This window comes from Arthrobacter sp. DNA4 (assembly GCF_024362385.1).
In the GTDB taxonomy this organism is placed as follows: domain Bacteria; phylum Actinomycetota; class Actinomycetes; order Actinomycetales; family Micrococcaceae; genus Arthrobacter.
Map to the genome: position 1 here is coordinate 311,839 of NZ_CP101466.1, position 17,927 is coordinate 329,765.

Consider the following 17,927-nt stretch of genomic DNA (forward strand, 5'->3'; position numbering starts at 1 on the left):
TCACGGGCGCCCATGCCGGTGCCCCAGGCGGGCGCAACAGGGGGAGCCGCAGGGACGGCAACAGGCACAATAGGCACATGGCAAAAACCAGCAAGGGCCGGATGCCGCGCCTGGAAGACGTGGCCAAGGTGGCCGGCGTCTCCCACCAGACCGTCTCCCGCGTGGTGAACAACCACCCCAACGTGAGCAAGGCGACCCGGGAAAAGGTTGAGGCGGCCATTGCCGAACTGGGGTACCGACGCAACACCGCGGCCCGGAGCCTGGTCACGCGGCGCTCGCAGACCATCGGCGTGCTGGCCAGTGAGCTCTCCCAGTACGGGCCCGCGAACACCCTGCTGGGGGTTGAACATGCGGCCCGCAACGCCGGCTACTTTGTCAGCATCGCGGCGTTGCGGGAAGTGAGCAGGGACGCCATCGCCGATGCGGTGGGCCACTTCATGGACCAGGCCGTGGACGGGATTGCGGTACTGGTCCCGCACGCGGACACCCTGGCCGTGCTGGAGCAGCTGAACCTTCCGGTGCCCGCGGTGGCCGTGGGCTCCGCCGGCAGCGCCTCCGTCAGCGGGGCCATGGTGGACCAGCGCGCGGGCGCCAGGCTCGCCGTCGAACATCTGGTCAAGGAGGGCCACCTGCGGATCGGGCATATCGCCGGCCCTCCGGACTGGACGGACGGTGCCGAGCGCGCGGAGGGCTGGCGCGCGGCGCTTCGCGAGGCAGGGCTGGACGAATCACTCCTGGTGGAAGGGGACTGGAGTGCGGGGAGCGGCTACGCAATCGGCCGCCGCCTGGCGTCCGGACTCACGGCCACGGCCATCTTTGTGGGGAACGACCAGATGGCCCTGGGCCTCCTGCGCGCGTTCACCGAGGCGGGCGTGAGGGTGCCCGACGACGTCTCCGTGGTGGGCTTCGACGACCAGCCCGAAGCGGGCTACTTCACGCCGCCGCTGACAACCGTTCGCCAGGACTTCGAGGAACTGGGGCGCCGCTGCATGGACATCATGCTCGACGAGATTGAGTCAGGTGCCGCTGTGAGCTCCACCGTGGTCCCGCCGCAGCTTGTCCTCCGCGCCAGCACCGCCGCCCCGGCGTCCGCTTAGAAGCCCGGGGAAACCGTCCGGGAAGCCGGCTTAAGCTGCGGAAGAAGAAAAGTTAAAAAATCTCCATGAATCTGCATCCAAATCCTGGCCTGCGCCGGTAGTAGGGGTGTCAGTAAAAAACGCCCGGCAGCCGGGCCGTTCAAGGAGATGGACATGCGCAACACAATCTTTACCGCAGGTGCCGGGGCGGCAGCCATTGCAGCCGCAATCGCCCTGGTAAGCCCCGCCAACGCAGCAGAAGGAGATGCCCAGCTCTCAGTGCTGCACGGCGTTCCCGGACTGACCGTGGACGTCTGGGTCAACGGCGACCGGACGCTGGACGATTTCACCCCGGGAACCCTCGCCGGTCCGCTGGCCCTTCCCGCGGGCACCTACGAAATTGCCATCACGGCAGCTGACGCAGCCGACGCGTCCGCCCCCGCCATCGGTCCCGTCAGCGTCAACCTGGCTGCCAATGGAAACTACACCGCAGCCGCCCACCTCGGCGAGGACGGCAAGCCCACGGCAAGCCTGTTCACCAATGACGTCTCCCGGATCGAGGCCGGCAAGGGCAAACTGACCGTCCGGCATGCCGCCGCCGCCCCTGCCGTCGATGTCCTGGTAAGCGGCACCGCCGTCGTCACCAACCTGGCCAACCCGAACGAACAAACCCTGACCCTCGATCCCGGCACGGTCCCGGCCGCCGTTGCCGCCGCCGGCACCACCACCCCCGTGATCGGCCCGGCAGACGTCACGGTGGCCGAAGGGACGCACACCATTGTCTACGCCTGGGGCAGCCTGGCGGACCAGAACCTGAAGCTGGCCGTTCAGACCATCGAGGGCCTGCACACCGCTCCGGCGTCGGTGCCCGGCGCCCTTGACGGTTCCGCAAATACCGGCGGGGCGGGCCCCGCAGTTGCCACAGCGGGGTTCGGCCTGGCAGCCCTGGCCCTGCTGGCCGGGGCGGTGGGCGTCAGCCGCGCCGTCCGCGCCCGGCGGGCCGAACTGTAGCCGCCACTCTGTAGGACCATCAGCGCAGGGGCCCGGCCGCACACCCGCGGACGGGCCCCTGCGCTGGCCCTTTTGTTCCCCAACCGATGTCTTCCTTGGAAGGAACTCCTCATGAACGGACGCACGACGCCGGAAGGCTGGTGCCGCCGTCGGCCTGCCTCAAGGGGTGCGGCAGCAGCGCTGGTGGTTGGGGTGCTGGTTCTCTCCGGCTGCGGTTCCGCCGCCCTGTCCAATTCCGGGCAGGCACCGCCCCCTGCGGCTGCAGCCAGTTCAGTGGCTCCGCCGGATTCCCCGCTGCCCCAGGCGGCCGCCCCTTCCAGTCCTGGCAGCGCGCAGCCGGGGGACATCCCGCTCCGGCCAGCGACCCTGCCGGCGAATGCCCCAGCACCGGCACCCACTTCGCTCACCGTTGCCGGCACGGCCATTGATATGCCGGTGGTGCCCGGGGGAGTGTCCACCGCAGGAGCGATGGAGATACCGGACGTGTTCGACCGTGCCGCCTGGTACAGGTTCGGCCCCGCCCCCGGGGCGGCCGAAGGCGCCGCCGTCATCGCCGGACATATCGACACCACCTCGGACCGCGCGCCCTTCTCCGCCCTGAAGTCGCTCCCGGCGGGAACCATCATCCGCGTGGGAAGGGACGGCGCCCCCGCGCTCACTTACCGGGTGGTGGGCGTGGAGCTGATGGCCAAGGACAGGTTCGACGGCGCGTCCCTCTTCAGGCGGTCAGGGCCCCATGAACTCAAACTCGTCACCTGCGGCGGCAAATGGCTGGACGAGCGGATGGACTACAGCGACAATGTGATTGTCACCGCAGTCCCTGCCTGAACCGGTCCCCGCATGAACCAGTTCCTGCACAGCCGGTGGCCAGCCATGTATCTCGTCGCCGAAGCCGGGAGGGAGACGCCCGTGACGCTCCCAGGCCGCGCGTCCCCTGGATGGGATGACGGGCTCACCGCCTCTTTCCTGTCCGGCGATGAGCATGCACTGGCGGCGGCCTACCGCGAGTTCGCGCCGCTGGTCCATACGCTGGCCGTCCGGTCCCTCGCGGACCGCGCGGCGGCGGACGACGTGACCCAGGAGGTCTTCATCCGCGTGTGGCGCTCCCGGAACACCTTCAACCCGCACGTGGCCCGGCTCCCGGCGTGGATTGTTGGCATCACGCGCAATGCCATCGCGGATGCCCAGCAGTCGTCGGCCCGCGAAGCGCGCAAAGCCTATGCCGCTGCGGGCGCCGGCATGGCCGGGGACGCGGGGGCCGGAACGGAGGCCGCGGAAACACTGGCGGACCGGCTGCTCCTGGACGGCGAACTGGAAAAGCTGGGTGAGCCCCAGGGGTCCATCATGAAGCTTGCCTTCTACGAGGACCTGACGCACGAACAGATTTCAAGGAAACTGGACCTTCCCCTTGGTACCGTCAAGAGCCACATCCGCCGCAGCCTGACGCACCTGAGAAGCAGATTGGAGGTTGACCATGCCGCATCTTGATCCGGAACAGTTGAGCCTCCTGGCGCTGTACAACGACTGGGATGACCCTGGCGGCCGGGAGCACCTCCTGGCCTGCCCCCAGTGCGCCGCCGACTACGCCGCCCTGCGGCGTGCGGTCGAAGCGGTGAAGACGACGCCGGACACCAGCCGGCTCTCCGTGCCCGGCCCCCAGGTCTGGGCGGGAATCCACCGCGAGCTTGGCCTGGGCGAGTGCGTCCGGGAGGACCCGCTCGCGGCGGCGGAGCCGGCGGAACCTGGGTCTGTGGGAGACGTTTCAGAGGAACGCGGGGCTGAGCGTGGCGGGGCTGATGGAGGTGCCGCAACACCTGCAGTCACGCCCGCACCCGGGGACGTGCCGCCGTCGAACATTGTCCCCCTCGGTGACAAAGCAATCGGCAGCCGGACAAGGGGAACCCGGACAAGGGGTGCCGGAACGGACAGTGCCCGGACGAGGGGCGCGTGGCAGCGCCCCGGAACGTGGCTGGCCACGGCGGCAGCTGCTGTCCTGGTGGTTTTCGGCGCCGTCTGGGCCTTCAACCGCCCGCCCCAGCCCCAGGAGCTGGCGGCAACGCAGCTGACCCCGCTCCCGCAGCACTCCGCGGCGGGATCGGCCAAAGTGGTGGAGGCCAAGGATGGTTCCCGCAGCCTGGAGGTCAGCCTGGACAAGGACGAAGCCAGGGGCTACCAGGAGGTGTGGCTGATCGCGCCGGACCTTTCCAAGCTGGTCAGCCTGGGCGTTATGAACTCCACCTCCGGAACGTTCCAGGTGCCTGCCGGCCTTGACCTGTCCCAGTACCCGGTGGTGGATGTCTCGGACGAGCCCATGGACGGCAACCCCGCCCACTCCACCATAAGTATTGCCCGGGGCACTCTCACATCCTGATCTGGGCCCGCGGACGCACCCGCTGAACAGGCGGAACCGGCAGCGGGTCAGCGGCCGAAGTGTGAGTGCGGCGCACCTTCCGGGAGCCGCTCCAGGATGTCCTCGGCCACCTTGCGCACCTTGATGTTCCGGTGGCTTGAAGCCTTGGCGAGGATGGCGAACGCCTCCTGGTAGGAGCACCGGTTCTGGGCCATGATCACGCCGCAGGCCACATTGATGGACGTGCGGCTGTCGAGGGCCGAGCGGAGGTCCGTGGCCAGTGACCGGGCAGTGTGCAGGTTGATGGCCATCTGGAGGCTTTTGGTTGCCAGCAGCGCGAAAGTGCGTGCCTCCGCGATGGCCTGGAGCGGAAAGGCCTTTGAATCCTGGGCGAAGAAGGCGAGGGCGGCCCTTGACTGGCCGAGTTCGCTGTTGCCGGGAATCCCGTCGTCGGCAGGAATCTCTGCGTCCAGGCGGAGCCTGACCGCGAGGGCGCTGCCAAACCCGGCGGCCTGCAGTTGGCCGGAATAGTGCTGCCAGCGGAAGTCCCCGTTCCTCTGGAGGACCGCCACGGGGTGGCCGCCGGCCATGACGTCGGTCACCGGGCCCTCGGCCGTTTCCCGTTCCCACTCCAGCAGGCTGACTACCTCGTCGGTGGTGCCGGTGATGGCGGGACCACGCTTGGGTTGGTGGAGCACCAGGCCACAGCCGACATCTATTCCAGCGGTCCTGACCACGTGCGCGGCCGATGCAGCCACCAGCAGGTCCAGGGAGTCTGCCAGGGACCGGGCGCCATTGACCAGGTCCAGCAGCAGAGCCGTGTTCCGCGGGTTTGCCTGCTCATGGCTGCCCTCCCCGGGCAGCGGTGCGTGGCCCCTCCGGGAGAGCGGAGGGGCAAGAGGGCCGGCGACGGCTGGGGGAGAGTCCTTGGTCTCGAAGGACTCCTCGTCGCCGGCCCCGCCTATCACCCGGGTCCGATGGACCGGGAAGCCTGCGCGGCCTATGTGTGGTGAACGATGCATTGCCAGTCTCACACCCCCTAGTGAGCCAAGTACCAAGAGCCTGAAGGTCTTGTCTCTGTGAAAAACCTAATGGCCCTCCGGGCCCCGGTGAATGCGTAGCTGGTACCTGTTTTTTCGATTAGGTAGTACTTGGAGGTTCCGGCTCCCGCGCCGTTTTGAGCGTCGCCGCAGGTGGGACCGCCGCAGCGTCCTCCGGCCGCGGCTGGAACCTTTTGGCGGGACCGCAGGCCGAACCCTTGACTCCGGGACCAGCGCAACAAACAATGTCTTCTATAACGTTGTAGAAACTACCTGAGGATACCTTCGTGACCCAGCCACAACCCCCCGCAGCCAAAATCACCGTCGACCCGTCGTTCACGGTAGGTCCCGTCCGCCGTCGTACATTTGGCGCGTTCGTTGAGCACCTTGGCCGGTGCGTGTACACCGGCATCTTCGAACCGGAACACCCGGAGGCCGACGAGGACGGCTTCCGCAAGGACGTCCTGGAACTGACCCGTGAGCTTGGTGTTTCCACCGTGCGCTACCCCGGCGGCAACTTCGTCTCCGGCTACCGCTGGGAGGATGGCGTGGGCCCGGTGGACCAGCGTCCCGCCCGCCTGGACCTGGCCTGGCACTCCACTGACCCCAACACCGTGGGCGTGGACGAGTTCGCCAAGTGGTCGGCCAAGGCCGGCGTGGAACCCATGATGGCCGTCAACCTGGGCACCCGCGGCGTGCAGGAGGCATTGGACCTCGTGGAGTACTGCAACATCGACGGCGGGACCGCCCTCTCCGAGCAACGCCGTACCAACGGGGCCGGCAATGGCTACGGCATCAAAATGTGGTGCCTGGGCAACGAAATGGACGGGCCCTGGCAGATCGGCCACAAGAACGCTCTGGAGTACGGCCGGCTCGCGGCGGACACCGCCCGCGGCATGCGCATGATCGACCCTGACCTGGAACTCGTGGCCTGCGGCAGCTCCGGGCCCAGTATGCCCACCTTCGGGGAGTGGGAGCGCGTGGTCCTGACGGAAACCTACGACCTGGTGGACCTGATCTCGGCGCACCAGTACTTCGAGGACTTCGGCGACCTGCAGGAACACCTGGCTGCCGGGCACAAGATGGAAGCCTTCATCCGCGACATCGTGAGCCACATTGACCACGTGAAGTCGGTCAAGAAGTCCAGCAGGCAGGTGAACATCTCTTTCGACGAATGGAACGTCTGGCACATGAGCCGCGACGAGTCAAAGGTGCCCACAGGCAAGGACTGGCCCGTGGCCCCCGTCCTGCTGGAAGACACTTATACAGTGGCTGACGCCGTGGTGGTGGGGGACCTCCTGGTCACGCTGCTCCGGAACACCGACCGCGTCCACTCGGCCAGCCTGGCGCAGTTGGTGAACGTCATCGCACCCATCATGACCGAACCCGGCGGCCGGTCCTGGAAGCAGACCACCTTCCACCCCTTCGCCCTGACCTCCCGGCATGCGTCGGGCACGGTGCTGCAGCTCGCCGTCGAATCCCCCCTGGTCAGCGGCGGCACGACGACCGGCTTCGCGGCACTGTCCGCCGTTGCCACCTACGACCCGGACAAGGGCGAGGCCGTAGTGTTCGCAGTGAATCGATCGGCCGCCGATGCCCTCGCACTGGATGCTGCCGTGGCAGGCCTGGGCCATGTCCATGTCGTGGAGGCCGTCACCTACGCCAACAAGGACCCTTACTGGCAGGCGAGTGCTGACGATTCCACGTCCGTCCTGCCGTCGGAAAACGGCACGGTGAAGGTGGAAGGGGGCCGGCTCACCGCTGAGCTTCCGGCAGTGTCCTGGTCCATGATCCGGCTGGCTGTGGAGTCCTGACCCGGCGAAATTTTCTTGGAGGTGTGCTTATGACGACGGCGGGCCGCAGGTGGGAGGATGGACGGCATGGAACTGCACATCACGGGGGACCCCGCCGCGGACAAGTTGTTGAATGAGGACGACTTCGCCCTCCTGACCGGCATGCTGCTGGACCAGCAGGTGACGATGGAATCCGCGTTCGCCGGACCGGAAAAGATCCGGACCCGGATCGGGTCGTTGAAGCCCGAGGCCATTGCGGCGCACGATCCTGCGGCGTTCGTGGAGATGTTCAAGGAACGGCCCGCCGTCCACCGTTTTCCGGGCTCCATGGCTGCGCGCGTGCAGGCGCTCGCCGAAGCGGTCCAGAACGAGTGGGACGGCGATGCCGCCGCCATCTGGACCAAGGGCTCGCCGGACGGTGCCGAGGTGCTGCGCCGGCTCAAGGCGCTGCCCGGTTTCGGGGAGCAAAAGGCGAAGATCTTCCTTGCCCTGCTGGGCAAGCAGCGGGGCCTCGAGGCTCCGGGCTGGCGCGAAGCGGCAGGCCACTACGGTGAGGATGGCACCTACCTGTCGGTGGCCGACATTGTGGACCCGGAATCCCTGGTCAAGGTGCGGGCCAGCAAACAGGCTGCCAAGGCGGCGGCAAAGGCAGGAAAAGAACGTTAATGGCAGTCACCATGAACGACGTTGCGAGGGCGGCAGGCGTCTCCCTCAAAACCGTTTCGAACGTCCTGAATGACTATGAATTCATCCGCCCCGCCACCAAGCAACGGGTGCAGGATGCCATCGCGGAGCTGGGTTACGAGGCCAACCTCACCGCCCGCAGCCTGCGGTCCGGCAAGACGTCCATGCTGGGCCTGGTCCTGTCCGACCTCTCCGCCCCCTACTATGCCGAGCTGGCGTCCAGGCTGATGAAGGCTGCCGCCCGGCACGGCTACCGGGTGATGGTGGAGCAGTCCGATGCCGAAGCCTCCGCTGAACTTGGCGCCCTCCGAGGGACCTTCCGGCAGCTCACCGACGGCCTCCTGTTCACGCCGCTGGTGGTGGACGCGGATGCCATTGCCGCGCGGGCGGGCAAGAAGCCGCTGGTGATGCTCGGCGAGCACATCGTGGATCCCCGTTTCGACCTGGTGACCATGAAGAATGAGGAAGCCGCGGCTGCGCTGACCAGGCACCTGCTGGCCGGCGGCCGCCGTCGTATCGCCGTGGTGGGAGCGAACACGGGGGAGTCCGCCGGGACTGCGGGCCTGCGCCTGAACGGGTACCGGAGTGCGCTGGCGGAAGCAGGCATCCCCTTCGACGCCGCGCTCGTGGCACCCGCTGAATGGCGGCGCGATACGGGTGCTGCCGCCGTCGCCGGCCTGCTGGATAAGGGCGTGGAGTTCGACGCCGTCTTCGGGCTGAATGACGTACTGGCGCTGGGTGCCATGCATGAGCTGCTGATCCGCGGCGTCAAGGTGCCGCAGGACGTGGCGGTGGCCGGTTTTGACGACATCGACGAGGCGCGGTTCGCATCCCCCTCCCTGACCACCGTCTCGCCGGGCATGGATGAGATCGCCGAGCGGTCCATCAGCCTGCTGCTGGAGCGGATCACCGGCCGCGAGCCCTCGGAACAGGGCGTGCACGTGGAAGCCGGGTTCGAACTGAAGGTCAGGGAATCCGCACCCTAGGGTTTCGCCGCGCTCCACGCGGGTAACTTTTCCTCACCACCCGCCGGCCCACCGGTTCAACGAGGAAAGGTGCCCACATGATTGCCCTCCTGGTCATCGACATGCAGAACGCATTCTTCGAAACGCCCGAACTGGCGGCCCAGCAGGACCGGGTGGTCAGTGAGTGCAACCGGCTGCTGGAAGGGTTCAAGGCTGCCGGACATGCGGCGCTCCTGATCGGCACCGAACATGAGCGGGACAAGTCCACCTGGACCCTCAGCATGCTGGACGACGATCAGGGCTTCATTTTCCGCGGGAGCGCGCAGGCCCAGTCGGTGCCCGGCCTCATCAAGGAGGACCTGCCCCAGTTGAACAAGACCCGGGACAGTGCTTTCGTGGGAACCAACCTGCTGGCCCGGCTGCGGAACTGGGATGCCGACGAGGTGGTGCTCGCCGGAGTCTCCACGCACAACTGCATCGCCCAGACCGCAGCCGACGCATTTGCGCACAACATCCGGGTCACCTACGCCAAGGACGCGATGGCCTCCGAAGCCGACCAGGACGCTGCCGACATGCTCCGCATCCTCTCCACCACCTACCGCCAGCCCATCCAGTCCAGTGGCGAGATCCTTGCCCGGCTCAGCGGGGCGGAGTAGCCTCCCACCGTTGGGGCACATCCCCAGCTTTCGTTGATACTCCTGAAACCTGGCGGAAACGTGACCCGCCTACGCTGGCAGCACGCCGCAGGCCGTCGAAGGGAAACCCATGCATCTCATGCCGCGTGAGCAGGAAAAACTCCTGATCGTGGTGGCCGCCGACCTGGCCCGCCGAAGGCAGTCCCGCGGCCTCAAGCTGAACTACCCCGAGGCCGTGGCCATCATCAGCTATGAACTGATCGAGGGCGCCCGCGACGGCAGGTCCGTGGCCGACCTCATGAGCTACGGCACCACCCTGCTCACCCGGGCCGACGTGATGGAAGGCGTGCCGGAGATGATCCACGACGTCCAGATCGAGGCCACCTTCCCGGACGGCACCAAGCTGGTCACCGTCCACAACCCCATCCGCTAAGGAGCGCGGCAATGATTCCAGGCGAGTACGTCCTGCGGCCGGAGCCCGTGACCGCGAATGCGGGCCGGGAGGCAATCGAGGTGGCCGTGACCAACACCGGTGACCGGCCCGTCCAGGTGGGGTCGCATTTCCATTTTGCCGAGGCCAACGCGGCCCTGGCCTTCGACCGCGAAGCAGCTTATGGCCGGCGCCTGGACATTCCCGCGGGAACGGCGGCCAGGTTTGAGCCGGGGGATTCGCGGAGCGTGCGGCTTATTGAACTGGCCGGGACCCGGGAGGTCTACGGGCTCAGCAACGCGGTCAATGGAAGGCTCGACGGCGGCACGCGCCAGAGCGGGCCTCTTACGGAAGGGGACGGCGAGTGAGCTTCGACATTCCGCGCCGGCAGTACGCGGACCTTTACGGCCCGACGACCGGGGACAGGATCCGCCTGGCGGACACCGAACTCTTCCTCGAAATCGAAAAGGACCTCACCGTGTACGGCGAGGAAGTGGTGTTCGGCGGCGGCAAGGTGATCCGCGACGGCATGGGGCAGAACGGCCAGGCAATCCGTGACGGGGACATTCCAGACAGCGTCATCACCAACGCCGTGATCCTGGACCACACGGGGATCTACAAGGCAGACGTGGCGCTGAAGGACGGCCACATCTTCCGGATCGGCAAGGCCGACAACCCGCAGATCACCGACGGCGTGGACATCGTGATCGGCTCAAGCACCGAAATCATCGCGGGCGAGCGGAAAATCCTCACCGCCGGCGGCATCGACACCCACATCCACTTCATCTCCCCGGACCAGATCCCCACCGCCCTGGCCAGCGGCGTGACCACGATGATCGGCGGCGGCACCGGGCCCGCCGAAGGGACCAAAGCCACCACCGTGACCCCCGGAAGGTGGCACATCCAGCGGATGCTGCAGGCCGCCGAGGCGTTCCCCATGAACATCGGCCTGTTCGGCAAAGGCCACGCATCCGCCGTCGAACCCCTCTCCGAGCAGATCCGCGCCGGTGCCATCGGGCTCAAAGTCCATGAAGACTGGGGCGCCACCACCTCCTCCATCGACACATCGCTGAGGGTCGCTGACGAGTACGACATCCAGGTGGCCATCCACACCGACACCCTGAACGAGTGCGGGTTCGTGGAAGACACCATCCGCGCCATCAACGGCCGGGTCATCCACACCTTCCACACCGAAGGCGCCGGCGGCGGCCATGCACCGGACATCATCAAGATCGCGGGCATGCCCAACGTCCTGCCCGCCTCCACCAACCCCACGCTCCCGTACACGCGCAACACCATCGAAGAGCACCTGGACATGCTGATGGTCTGCCACCACCTCAACCCGGACATCCCCGAGGACGTGGCCTTCGCCGATTCCCGCATCCGCGCCGAAACCATCGCCGCGGAGGACGTCCTGCAGGACCTGGGCATCTTCTCCATCACTTCCTCCGACTCCCAGGCCATGGGCCGGGTAGGCGAGGTGATCACCCGCACCTGGCAGGTGGCGGACAAGATGAAGAAGCAACGCGGGATGTTGGAAGATGCCGACGGCGGGGCGCACGGCAGTGCGGACAGCGACAACTTCCGGCTCAAGCGCTACGTGGCCAAGTACACCGTCAACCCCGCCATCGCACAGGGCATCGCGGATTCCGTAGGGTCAGTCGAAGTGGGCAAGTTCGCGGACCTGGTGCTGTGGGACCCGGCATTCTTCGGCGTCAAACCGGAACTGGTGCTCAAGGGCGGGCAGATCGCCTACGCACTCATGGGCGACTCCAACGGGTCCATCCCCACCCCGCAGCCGCGCACCATGCGTCCCATGTTCGCCACCTTCGGCAAGGCCGTTCAGCAGTCCTCCATCACCTTCCTGTCCAAAGCAGCTATCGACGCCGGTGTGCCCCAGGAGCTGGGGCTGGAAAAGGTCATCCGGCCCGTCTCCGGAATCCGCAACCTCACCAAGGCCGACCTCAAGCACAACGACGCCACGCCCGACATCCAGGTGGACCCGGAAACCTACCAGGTGACGGTGGACGGCGAGGACGTCACCTGCGAACCGTCCGACGTGCTGCCCATGGCCCAGCGGTACTTCCTCTTCTAGAACCGCGAATTCCAGACCCCCGAAAGCAACCACATGATCATCGACAAAGTCCTGGGCAACCTGCACGACCTGCCGGACTCCGACCTCGCCGCCTACGCCGGCCTGCACCGCGAAAAAGTCGTCCTGCCCAGCGCCCAGCTGGTCAAACGCATCCAGCGCGCCACCACCGACCACGGCAAGGAAATCGGCATCCGCCTCCCCGCCGGGTCCGGAGACCTCCGCGACGGCGACATCCTCCACCTCGAAGAAGCCAACATGATCGTGGTGTCCGTCCTGCCCACCGACGTCCTGGTCATCGCGCCACGGACCATCCACGAAATGGGCGTCACCGCGCACTCCCTCGGCAACCGCCACCTCCAGGCACAATTCTTCGACGCGGACAGCGAATACGGGGCCTCCGTCATGGTGTGCGCCTACGACCACACCGTCGAGGACTACCTCCGCCACAACGCCGTGCCCTACACCCGCCAGGAGCGCGTCATGCCTGTGCCCTTCCGCCATGCTGAACACTCGCACTGACTCTCACGCGCTGCGCGCTCTTACGGGTGCGTCCGCTTGGGACGCCGCGAGGGATATGGGGCCGTGCCCGCTTCGCGGTGCCCGCCACACCGCGGCCCCATATCCCTCGCGTCGCTTGGGTTTCGCGCCTTTGGGAGGCGCTTAGTGGGTGGGTATCAGCTTGCTCTTCAGCAGCTCACTGACTCTGCTTTGCCTACCGGGGCGTTTGCTCACTCCTTTGGGTTTGAGACGTACATCGATGCCGGGGTGGTCACTGATGAGGCTTCTTTCAGTGGATGGTTGTCCGCGTTCATCTCGCAGTCGCTGACTTACTCCGATGGTCTTGCTGTCCGGCTTCTCTATGAGGGGGGTGAGCTTGGGGAGCTGGATTTGCTTTTGTCTGCTTCCCTTTTGCCGCGGCAGGTTCGGGAGGCCAGCATAAAGATGGGCGGCCGCTTGCTCGAGATCGGGGCTGAGGTGTTTCCCTCGCCTGCGCTGGAACTGTACCGGGACCTGGTGGCCACGGGCCGCGCCGCCGGGCACCAGCCGCTGGCGTTCGCCGTCGTCGCCCGCTCCCTGGGCGTTCCACTGCAGGAGGCGCTCGCCGCCTACCTCTTCGCCACCGTCACGTCCCTCACGCAAAACGCCGTCCGCGCCATCCCGCTCGGCCAGAACGCGGGGCAGCGCGTGCTGCGGAAAGCGCACGACGACGTCGCTGCCGCCATCGACGCGGTCGCCCGCCTCACGCCGGACGACCTCGGCGCCGTCAGCCCCGGACTGGAAATTTCGCAAATGCGGCACGAACGCCAGCGTGCCCGGATGTTCATGAGCTGACCGTGCTCGTGACCTAGGAGGAAACCATGACTGAACCCATCAAAATCGGCATCGGCGGGCCCGTCGGCGCCGGCAAAACCCAGCTCGTGGAGCGGCTCACCCGGCACATGAGCGGCGATATCTCCATGGCCGCCATCACCAACGACATCTACACCATCGAGGACGCCAAAATCCTCGCCGCTAACGGCATCCTGCCCGTGGACCGGATCATCGGCGTCGAAACCGGGGGCTGCCCGCACACCGCCATCCGCGAAGACACCTCCATGAACACCGCCGCCATCGAGGAACTCAAAGCCCGGCACCCCGACCTGCAGGTCATCTTCGTCGAATCCGGCGGCGACAACCTCTCCGCCACCTTCAGCCCCGAACTGGTCGACTTCTCCATCTACATCATCGACGTGGCCCAAGGCGAAAAGATCCCCCGCAAAGCCGGTCAGGGCATGATCAAATCCGACCTCTTCATCATCAACAAAACCGACCTCGCACCCCACGTCGGGGCAGACCTCGCCGTCATGGAACGGGACTCCAAGGAATTCCGTGGCAACAAGCCGTTCTGCTTCACCAACCTGAAGACAGACGAAGGACTCGACAAGGTCATCGACTGGATCCGGCACGACGTCCTGATGCTCGACCTGGCATGAGTACGACGGCGGTTGGGTCACCTCAAGCAGGCACCTCGCCGGGGCCTGCGCCCGCGGGTGGGGTCGCTTCCGGCGCTTCACCGGGGATAGGGGGCCGTGCCCGCTCCGCGGTGCCCGCCACGCCGCGGCCCCCTATCCCCGGCTCCGCTTCTGCTGACAGGTCACCTATGGGGCGGCTTGAGTTGGGCGTGAGCGTGGGGCATGGACGGTCGGTTGCCTTGCATCAGTTTCATGAGGGGGCGCTTCGGGTTTTGCGGCCGCATTACCTCGATGACTCCGGGCAGGTTTGCTATGTCGTCGTGAATCCTGGTGGGGCTTATCTTGGGGCGGATCTTTTCCTGATTGATGTGGAGGTGGGGGACTCTGCTTCTCTGCTGCTGACTACCCAGTCCGCCACCAAAATTTACCGGACGCCCGGGTCCTTTGCCGAGCAGCGGATGACTTTGCGGCTCGGGGAGGGGGCGCGGCTGGAACTCATGCCGGACCAGTTCATCGCCTACCGGGAAGCCAGCTACCGGCAGCGGACGTCCGTGACCCTGCAGCCCTCGTCATCGCTGGTCATGGCCGAGGTTGTGACGCCCGGATGGTCGCCCGACGGCGCAGCCTTCCGCTATGAGGAAGTGCGCCTGAGGAACCACATCTGTGTGGAAACCGGGGCGGGCACCGAACTGCTGGCGCTGGACAACCTGCTGATCCGGCCGCCGCTCCACGACGTCACCGGGCTCGGGTTCATGGAAGGCTACAGCCACCTCGGATCGCTGGTGGTGGCGGACCCCCGGGTGGACCAGGCGCTCGCCGACGAACTGCACCTGCTGACCGCTGACCACCGGGCCCTGACCGGCATCTCGCTGACCCGCACTGTTTCGGGGACCACCGGGCTGGTGCTGCGGAGCCTCTCCAACAGCACCGACGAACTGAACCGCCTGCTTCGATCCTGCACGGACCTGCTGCGCGGACGCTGGTACGGCCAAGAACCGCTGGACCTGAGGAAGCACTGATGGTAAGCATCGCTGCGCTCTACCGGGACCGGGACTCGTTGCCGCTCCGGACCCGGGCGCTCTTCACCTTTGGCGCCGTGGCCGCGCTGCACGCTGCCGCCGTCGTCCTTTTGCTTGCCGGAACCCGGACCGGGGGCGGCGGGGCGCTGTCCTGGGGACTTGTCCTCACCTCCTACTTGGCCGGAGTGAAGCACAGCTACGACTGGGACCACCTGGCCGCCATCGACAACTCCACCCGGAAGTTCGTGGCACAGCGGCAGCATCCGGTGAGTGTGGGCTTCGCGTTCAGCCTGGGCCACAGCTCGGTGGTGACCCTGGCCGGGGTGCTGGTGATCGCCGGTGCGTCCATGGTTGGCGGGCTGATGGAGGACGGTACTGCCGGGAACCTGGTGCTGGGGCTGATCGGCAGCGGTGTATCCGGGCTGTTCCTGCTGGCCATGGGGCTGTTCAACGGCTCGGCCTTCACCCGCTCGGCCGCTGCCTTCCGGCGCTCCCGGTCCGGAGCAGCCATCGATCCCCGCGACCTGGAACCGCAGGGACTGGTACCGCGCCTGCTGGCCAAACCCCTCGCCAGGGTGCGCCGGTCCCGGAACATCTACGTGATCGGCTTCCTCTTTGGTCTGGGTTTCGATACCGCCACCACCATCGGGCTGCTGATGATGACGACGGCGGCGTCGCTGGCCGGGGTGCCCCCGTTCGCCCTGCTCGCCCTCCCGCTCGCCTTCGCCGCCGCGATGACGCTGTGTGATTCGGTGAACGGCATGGCGATGATGCGGATGTACCGCTCGGCGCTGGCTGACCCGCGGCGGAAGCTTGGCTTCAATGCTGTGGTGACGGGCATCTCGGCGGTCTCGGCCCTGTTCATTGCCGTGATTACTTTGGCCGGCTTCATTCACGCCGCATTCGGGCTGCATGATCCGGTGACGGCTTGGCTTTCATCGATCGACCTGGGCGACGCTGGCCTGCTGCTGGTGGCGCTGCTGCTGGCCGTCTGGGGCGGCGCTGCGCTGGCGTGGAGGCAGGCCCGGAACGGATAGGGGCGCGGAGCCGGCATCCACTGCCGGCGCCGCGCCCCCGTTGGGGTGGGCGGCTCCTAGCCGAAATCGGCCACGTAGCTGGGAACTCCGACGGCGTCCGTGGACACCGGCGCTCCGGTGTCATTGACCACGTGGTCCAGTGTCCCGGCGCCAAGATTCACGGTCAGCAGGCTGTGCAGCTTCACGCCGGGCGTCACCGGGACCTCGAAGCCGCGGGTGGCGTGGATGGTGGGGTCCACGTTGTTGTACACATAGCTGCCGCCGCCCCACAGTTCATGGGTTTTGACGGAGTCTGCCACCTTGTACCCGGCCCAGCCGAGGACCCCGTCATGCTGCCACGCTGCCTGGTTCGGGGCGTCGTAGGGCAGTTCGTTCTGGAAGAAGACGGTTTTGCCGTTTTCGCCGTTCCAGATGACGTTGTACTCCTGGTAGTGCTCCACGAACAGGCCGGTGGCAGTGACGTTGTTGCCGTTGACGATCACGCCGTTCCTGCCGGTGTTGGTGGTCCAACCGACACCGTTGCCGTGGTCGGCGCGCCAGGCCCAGATATGGTCCAGGAGGACGTTGTCGCTGTTGACTTCCAGGCTGACCGAGGCTTTGCCCACGTGGGGCCCACCGATGCGGAAGAACACATCGTGGAGTGTGGTGGGGTTGGCCGGATCACTGCGGACGGCGGAGTCTGCTGATCCGCCGCCTGCGCCCGGGATTGCCTTGCCGACTCGCATCAGGGCAGGGGAGTTGACCTCGCCCGCGTCCACGGTGACGGCGGCAATGTCCACGCCGGGGACATCCGCGACTGTAAGGGGCACTGATCCGTTGACGGCGGTAAGTGATGCCATGCCCAGACCGAGCACCACGGTTCCGGCCCTCTTGACCTCGATGCTGCGGTCAATGTCGTAGACCCCGGGGGTCAGGATGAGGTTCTTTCCGCGGGCCAGCTGGGAGTTGATGGCCTGCACTGAATCGCCGGGCTTGGCGATGTAGAACTCTGCCAGCGGGATGCTGCGGCCTTCCGTGGGACCGTTTTCCCACGTGGTCCCTGCTGCATCCTGGCGGACGGAAGGCACGAATACGCTGTACTGGCCGTCCGGATCCACCGTCAGGTACGGCTTCTCCCTGCTGACCGGAGTCTTGTCCAGCGTGGTGTACGGCGGGGTGGGGAAGGAGTCGGCGGGCGCGCCGTCCACGCCCGAGAAGACCTGGTTCCAGACTCCGTTGGACCAGCTGCCGATGCTGCTGTCGCGCACCAGGTACTGCTGCTGGGAGCCATTGATGACGGCACCTGTCTTTGAGTCCGCGATGAACCCGCCGCTGGCGTACTGCGGGCCGGCGGTGCAGTAGTCCATCAGGGAGAGGTTGCCGCCGGTGATGTTGACCCTGCGCATCGGTGAGGCCTGGGATGCCGCCCAGAAGTTGGCGGAGCTGCGGCAGCCTTCGAGGCCCGTGACATTGATGGTGAGGTTGGACAGTGAGCGCCAAAAATTGTTCAACGCAATGCAGTTATCCGCGGTGAGGCACCGGTTGTAGACGTCCACGTGTCCGTTGATGGTGACATCGGTGGGTGCTGCGCCCAGGCCCGCCACCTCGGTGGAGTAGCCCACCTGGACGATCAGCGGCTCCTCGGGCGTGCCATAAGTTCCGGGCTTGAACAGCAGCGAGTAGCGCTTTGAGCCCATCTCGTCGTCCACCTGCTGGGCCGCAACGGCGTCCACGGTGGCTTGGATTTGGGCCACGGGCATTCCGGGATCGAAGACGTACGTGTTGGGCCCGAAAGGGTTTTGCGGGGTCTGTGCCGGCGGCGGTGGCGACGCCGGAGCCTGGACTGCGGGCTGCGCAGCTG

At 66.7% G+C, this 17,927-nt stretch carries 19 protein-coding genes; 17 read left to right on the forward strand and 2 right to left on the reverse strand.

From position 1 onward, the window contains the following. The first annotated feature begins 77 nt into the window (after nucleotides 1-77). The 5 genes from NMQ03_RS01530 to NMQ03_RS01550 all read left to right on the forward strand — a co-directional run bounded on the left by NMQ03_RS01530 (nucleotide 78) and on the right by NMQ03_RS01550 (nucleotide 4,458). Nucleotides 78-1,097, forward strand: a complete 1,020-nt coding sequence (locus tag NMQ03_RS01530; RefSeq protein WP_255174088.1) for a LacI family DNA-binding transcriptional regulator — start codon at nucleotides 78-80, stop codon at nucleotides 1,095-1,097. 153 nt (nucleotides 1,098-1,250) lie between these two features. Continuing rightward, on the forward strand, nucleotides 1,251-2,087 hold the full coding sequence (locus NMQ03_RS01535; RefSeq protein ID WP_255174089.1) for a DUF4397 domain-containing protein: 837 nt from the start codon (nucleotides 1,251-1,253) through the stop codon (nucleotides 2,085-2,087). Between the two features lie 111 nt (nucleotides 2,088-2,198). Then, nucleotides 2,199-2,915, forward strand: coding sequence for a class F sortase (locus NMQ03_RS01540; protein WP_255174090.1), 717 nt, complete (start codon nucleotides 2,199-2,201; stop codon nucleotides 2,913-2,915). Nucleotides 2,916-2,996: 81 nt separating this feature from the next. Continuing rightward, the gene (locus NMQ03_RS01545) at nucleotides 2,997-3,575 is read left to right on the forward strand and encodes an RNA polymerase sigma factor (protein ID WP_255174091.1); all 579 of its coding nucleotides are present in this window, start codon (nucleotides 2,997-2,999) and stop codon (nucleotides 3,573-3,575) included. Further along, the gene (locus tag NMQ03_RS01550; protein WP_255174092.1) at nucleotides 3,562-4,458 is read left to right on the forward strand and encodes an anti-sigma factor; all 897 of its coding nucleotides are present in this window, start codon (nucleotides 3,562-3,564) and stop codon (nucleotides 4,456-4,458) included. The genes NMQ03_RS01545 and NMQ03_RS01550 overlap by 14 nt, the downstream gene beginning before the upstream one ends. A gap of 47 nt (nucleotides 4,459-4,505) precedes the next feature. Here the strand turns inward: NMQ03_RS01550 and NMQ03_RS01555 are convergent, their stop codons facing one another. After that, complete coding sequence (locus NMQ03_RS01555) at nucleotides 4,506-5,459, reverse strand: ANTAR domain-containing response regulator (protein ID WP_255174093.1); 954 nt, start codon at nucleotides 5,457-5,459, stop codon at nucleotides 4,506-4,508. Between the two features lie 305 nt (nucleotides 5,460-5,764). Between NMQ03_RS01555 and NMQ03_RS01560 the strand changes: the two genes are divergently transcribed. The 12 genes from NMQ03_RS01560 to NMQ03_RS01615 all read left to right on the forward strand — a co-directional run bounded on the left by NMQ03_RS01560 (nucleotide 5,765) and on the right by NMQ03_RS01615 (nucleotide 16,087). Continuing rightward, nucleotides 5,765-7,291 carry an alpha-N-arabinofuranosidase gene (locus NMQ03_RS01560; RefSeq protein WP_255174094.1) on the forward strand — a complete coding sequence of 509 codons (1,527 nt, stop codon included), beginning with the start codon at nucleotides 5,765-5,767 and terminating at the stop codon, nucleotides 7,289-7,291. A gap of 57 nt (nucleotides 7,292-7,348) precedes the next feature. Next, nucleotides 7,349-7,936, forward strand: a complete 588-nt coding sequence (locus NMQ03_RS01565) for an HhH-GPD-type base excision DNA repair protein (RefSeq protein WP_255174095.1) — start codon at nucleotides 7,349-7,351, stop codon at nucleotides 7,934-7,936. Then, a complete protein-coding gene (locus tag NMQ03_RS01570) occupies nucleotides 7,936-8,940 on the forward strand; it encodes a LacI family DNA-binding transcriptional regulator (RefSeq protein WP_255174096.1) in 1,005 nt (334 codons plus the stop codon). The genes NMQ03_RS01565 and NMQ03_RS01570 overlap by 1 nt, the downstream gene beginning before the upstream one ends. A 77-nt stretch (nucleotides 8,941-9,017) precedes the next feature. After that, entirely contained in the window at nucleotides 9,018-9,575 is a 558-nt protein-coding gene (locus tag NMQ03_RS01575) for a cysteine hydrolase family protein (protein WP_255174097.1), read from the forward strand. Between the two features lie 109 nt (nucleotides 9,576-9,684). Beyond that, a complete protein-coding gene (locus NMQ03_RS01580; RefSeq protein ID WP_224024310.1) occupies nucleotides 9,685-9,987 on the forward strand; it encodes an urease subunit gamma in 303 nt (100 codons plus the stop codon). Nucleotides 9,988-9,998: 11 nt separating this feature from the next. Continuing rightward, nucleotides 9,999-10,352: an urease subunit beta gene (locus NMQ03_RS01585; protein WP_255174098.1), complete on the forward strand. Its 354-nt coding sequence runs from the start codon at nucleotides 9,999-10,001 to the stop codon at nucleotides 10,350-10,352. Continuing rightward, nucleotides 10,349-12,079: an urease subunit alpha gene (gene ureC, locus NMQ03_RS01590; protein ID WP_255174099.1), complete on the forward strand. Its 1,731-nt coding sequence runs from the start codon at nucleotides 10,349-10,351 to the stop codon at nucleotides 12,077-12,079. Before NMQ03_RS01585 ends, ureC begins: the two co-directional genes overlap by 4 nt. A gap of 33 nt (nucleotides 12,080-12,112) precedes the next feature. Next, nucleotides 12,113-12,598: an urease accessory protein UreE gene (ureE, locus tag NMQ03_RS01595; RefSeq protein ID WP_255174100.1), complete on the forward strand. Its 486-nt coding sequence runs from the start codon at nucleotides 12,113-12,115 to the stop codon at nucleotides 12,596-12,598. A 144-nt stretch (nucleotides 12,599-12,742) separates the two neighbouring features. Next, nucleotides 12,743-13,411, forward strand: a complete 669-nt coding sequence (locus tag NMQ03_RS01600) for an urease accessory protein UreF (RefSeq protein WP_255174101.1) — start codon at nucleotides 12,743-12,745, stop codon at nucleotides 13,409-13,411. 26 nt (nucleotides 13,412-13,437) lie between these two features. Further along, nucleotides 13,438-14,052, forward strand: coding sequence for an urease accessory protein UreG (gene ureG / locus NMQ03_RS01605; RefSeq protein ID WP_110542400.1), 615 nt, complete (start codon nucleotides 13,438-13,440; stop codon nucleotides 14,050-14,052). Nucleotides 14,053-14,219: 167 nt separating this feature from the next. Beyond that, complete coding sequence (locus NMQ03_RS01610; protein ID WP_255174102.1) at nucleotides 14,220-15,050, forward strand: urease accessory protein UreD; 831 nt, start codon at nucleotides 14,220-14,222, stop codon at nucleotides 15,048-15,050. Then, nucleotides 15,050-16,087: a HoxN/HupN/NixA family nickel/cobalt transporter gene (locus NMQ03_RS01615; protein WP_255174103.1), complete on the forward strand. Its 1,038-nt coding sequence runs from the start codon at nucleotides 15,050-15,052 to the stop codon at nucleotides 16,085-16,087. The genes NMQ03_RS01610 and NMQ03_RS01615 overlap by 1 nt, the downstream gene beginning before the upstream one ends. A gap of 56 nt (nucleotides 16,088-16,143) precedes the next feature. Here NMQ03_RS01615 and NMQ03_RS01620 read toward each other — a convergent pair whose 3' ends face one another. Beyond that, on the reverse strand, nucleotides 16,144-17,826 hold the full coding sequence (locus NMQ03_RS01620; RefSeq protein WP_255175712.1) for an adenylyl cyclase: 1,683 nt from the start codon (nucleotides 17,824-17,826) through the stop codon (nucleotides 16,144-16,146). Between the last annotated feature and the right edge of the window lie 101 nt (nucleotides 17,827-17,927).

What these genes read in the sequence shown, in the direction of transcription:
- NMQ03_RS01580 (WP_224024310.1), top strand. Translation starts at nt 9,685, where the DNA reads ATGCATCTCATGCCGCGTGAGCAGGAAAAACTCCTGATCGTGGTGGCC.
- NMQ03_RS01540 (WP_255174090.1), top strand. Translation starts at nt 2,199, where the DNA reads ATGAACGGACGCACGACGCCGGAAGGCTGGTGCCGCCGTCGGCCTGCC.
- ureE (WP_255174100.1), top strand. Translation starts at nt 12,113, where the DNA reads ATGATCATCGACAAAGTCCTGGGCAACCTGCACGACCTGCCGGACTCC.
- NMQ03_RS01535 (WP_255174089.1), top strand. Translation starts at nt 1,251, where the DNA reads ATGCGCAACACAATCTTTACCGCAGGTGCCGGGGCGGCAGCCATTGCA.
- NMQ03_RS01620 (WP_255175712.1), bottom strand. Translation starts at nt 17,826, where the DNA reads ATGCCCGTGGCCCAAATCCAAGCCACCGTGGACGCCGTTGCGGCCCAG.
- NMQ03_RS01610 (WP_255174102.1), top strand. Translation starts at nt 14,220, where the DNA reads ATGGGGCGGCTTGAGTTGGGCGTGAGCGTGGGGCATGGACGGTCGGTT.
- NMQ03_RS01555 (WP_255174093.1), bottom strand. Translation starts at nt 5,459, where the DNA reads ATGCATCGTTCACCACACATAGGCCGCGCAGGCTTCCCGGTCCATCGG.
- NMQ03_RS01585 (WP_255174098.1), top strand. Translation starts at nt 9,999, where the DNA reads ATGATTCCAGGCGAGTACGTCCTGCGGCCGGAGCCCGTGACCGCGAAT.
- ureG (WP_110542400.1), top strand. Translation starts at nt 13,438, where the DNA reads ATGACTGAACCCATCAAAATCGGCATCGGCGGGCCCGTCGGCGCCGGC.
- NMQ03_RS01570 (WP_255174096.1), top strand. Translation starts at nt 7,936, where the DNA reads ATGGCAGTCACCATGAACGACGTTGCGAGGGCGGCAGGCGTCTCCCTC.
- NMQ03_RS01550 (WP_255174092.1), top strand. Translation starts at nt 3,562, where the DNA reads ATGCCGCATCTTGATCCGGAACAGTTGAGCCTCCTGGCGCTGTACAAC.
- NMQ03_RS01615 (WP_255174103.1), top strand. Translation starts at nt 15,050, where the DNA reads ATGGTAAGCATCGCTGCGCTCTACCGGGACCGGGACTCGTTGCCGCTC.
- NMQ03_RS01575 (WP_255174097.1), top strand. Translation starts at nt 9,018, where the DNA reads ATGATTGCCCTCCTGGTCATCGACATGCAGAACGCATTCTTCGAAACG.
- NMQ03_RS01565 (WP_255174095.1), top strand. Translation starts at nt 7,349, where the DNA reads ATGGACGGCATGGAACTGCACATCACGGGGGACCCCGCCGCGGACAAG.
- NMQ03_RS01530 (WP_255174088.1), top strand. Translation starts at nt 78, where the DNA reads ATGGCAAAAACCAGCAAGGGCCGGATGCCGCGCCTGGAAGACGTGGCC.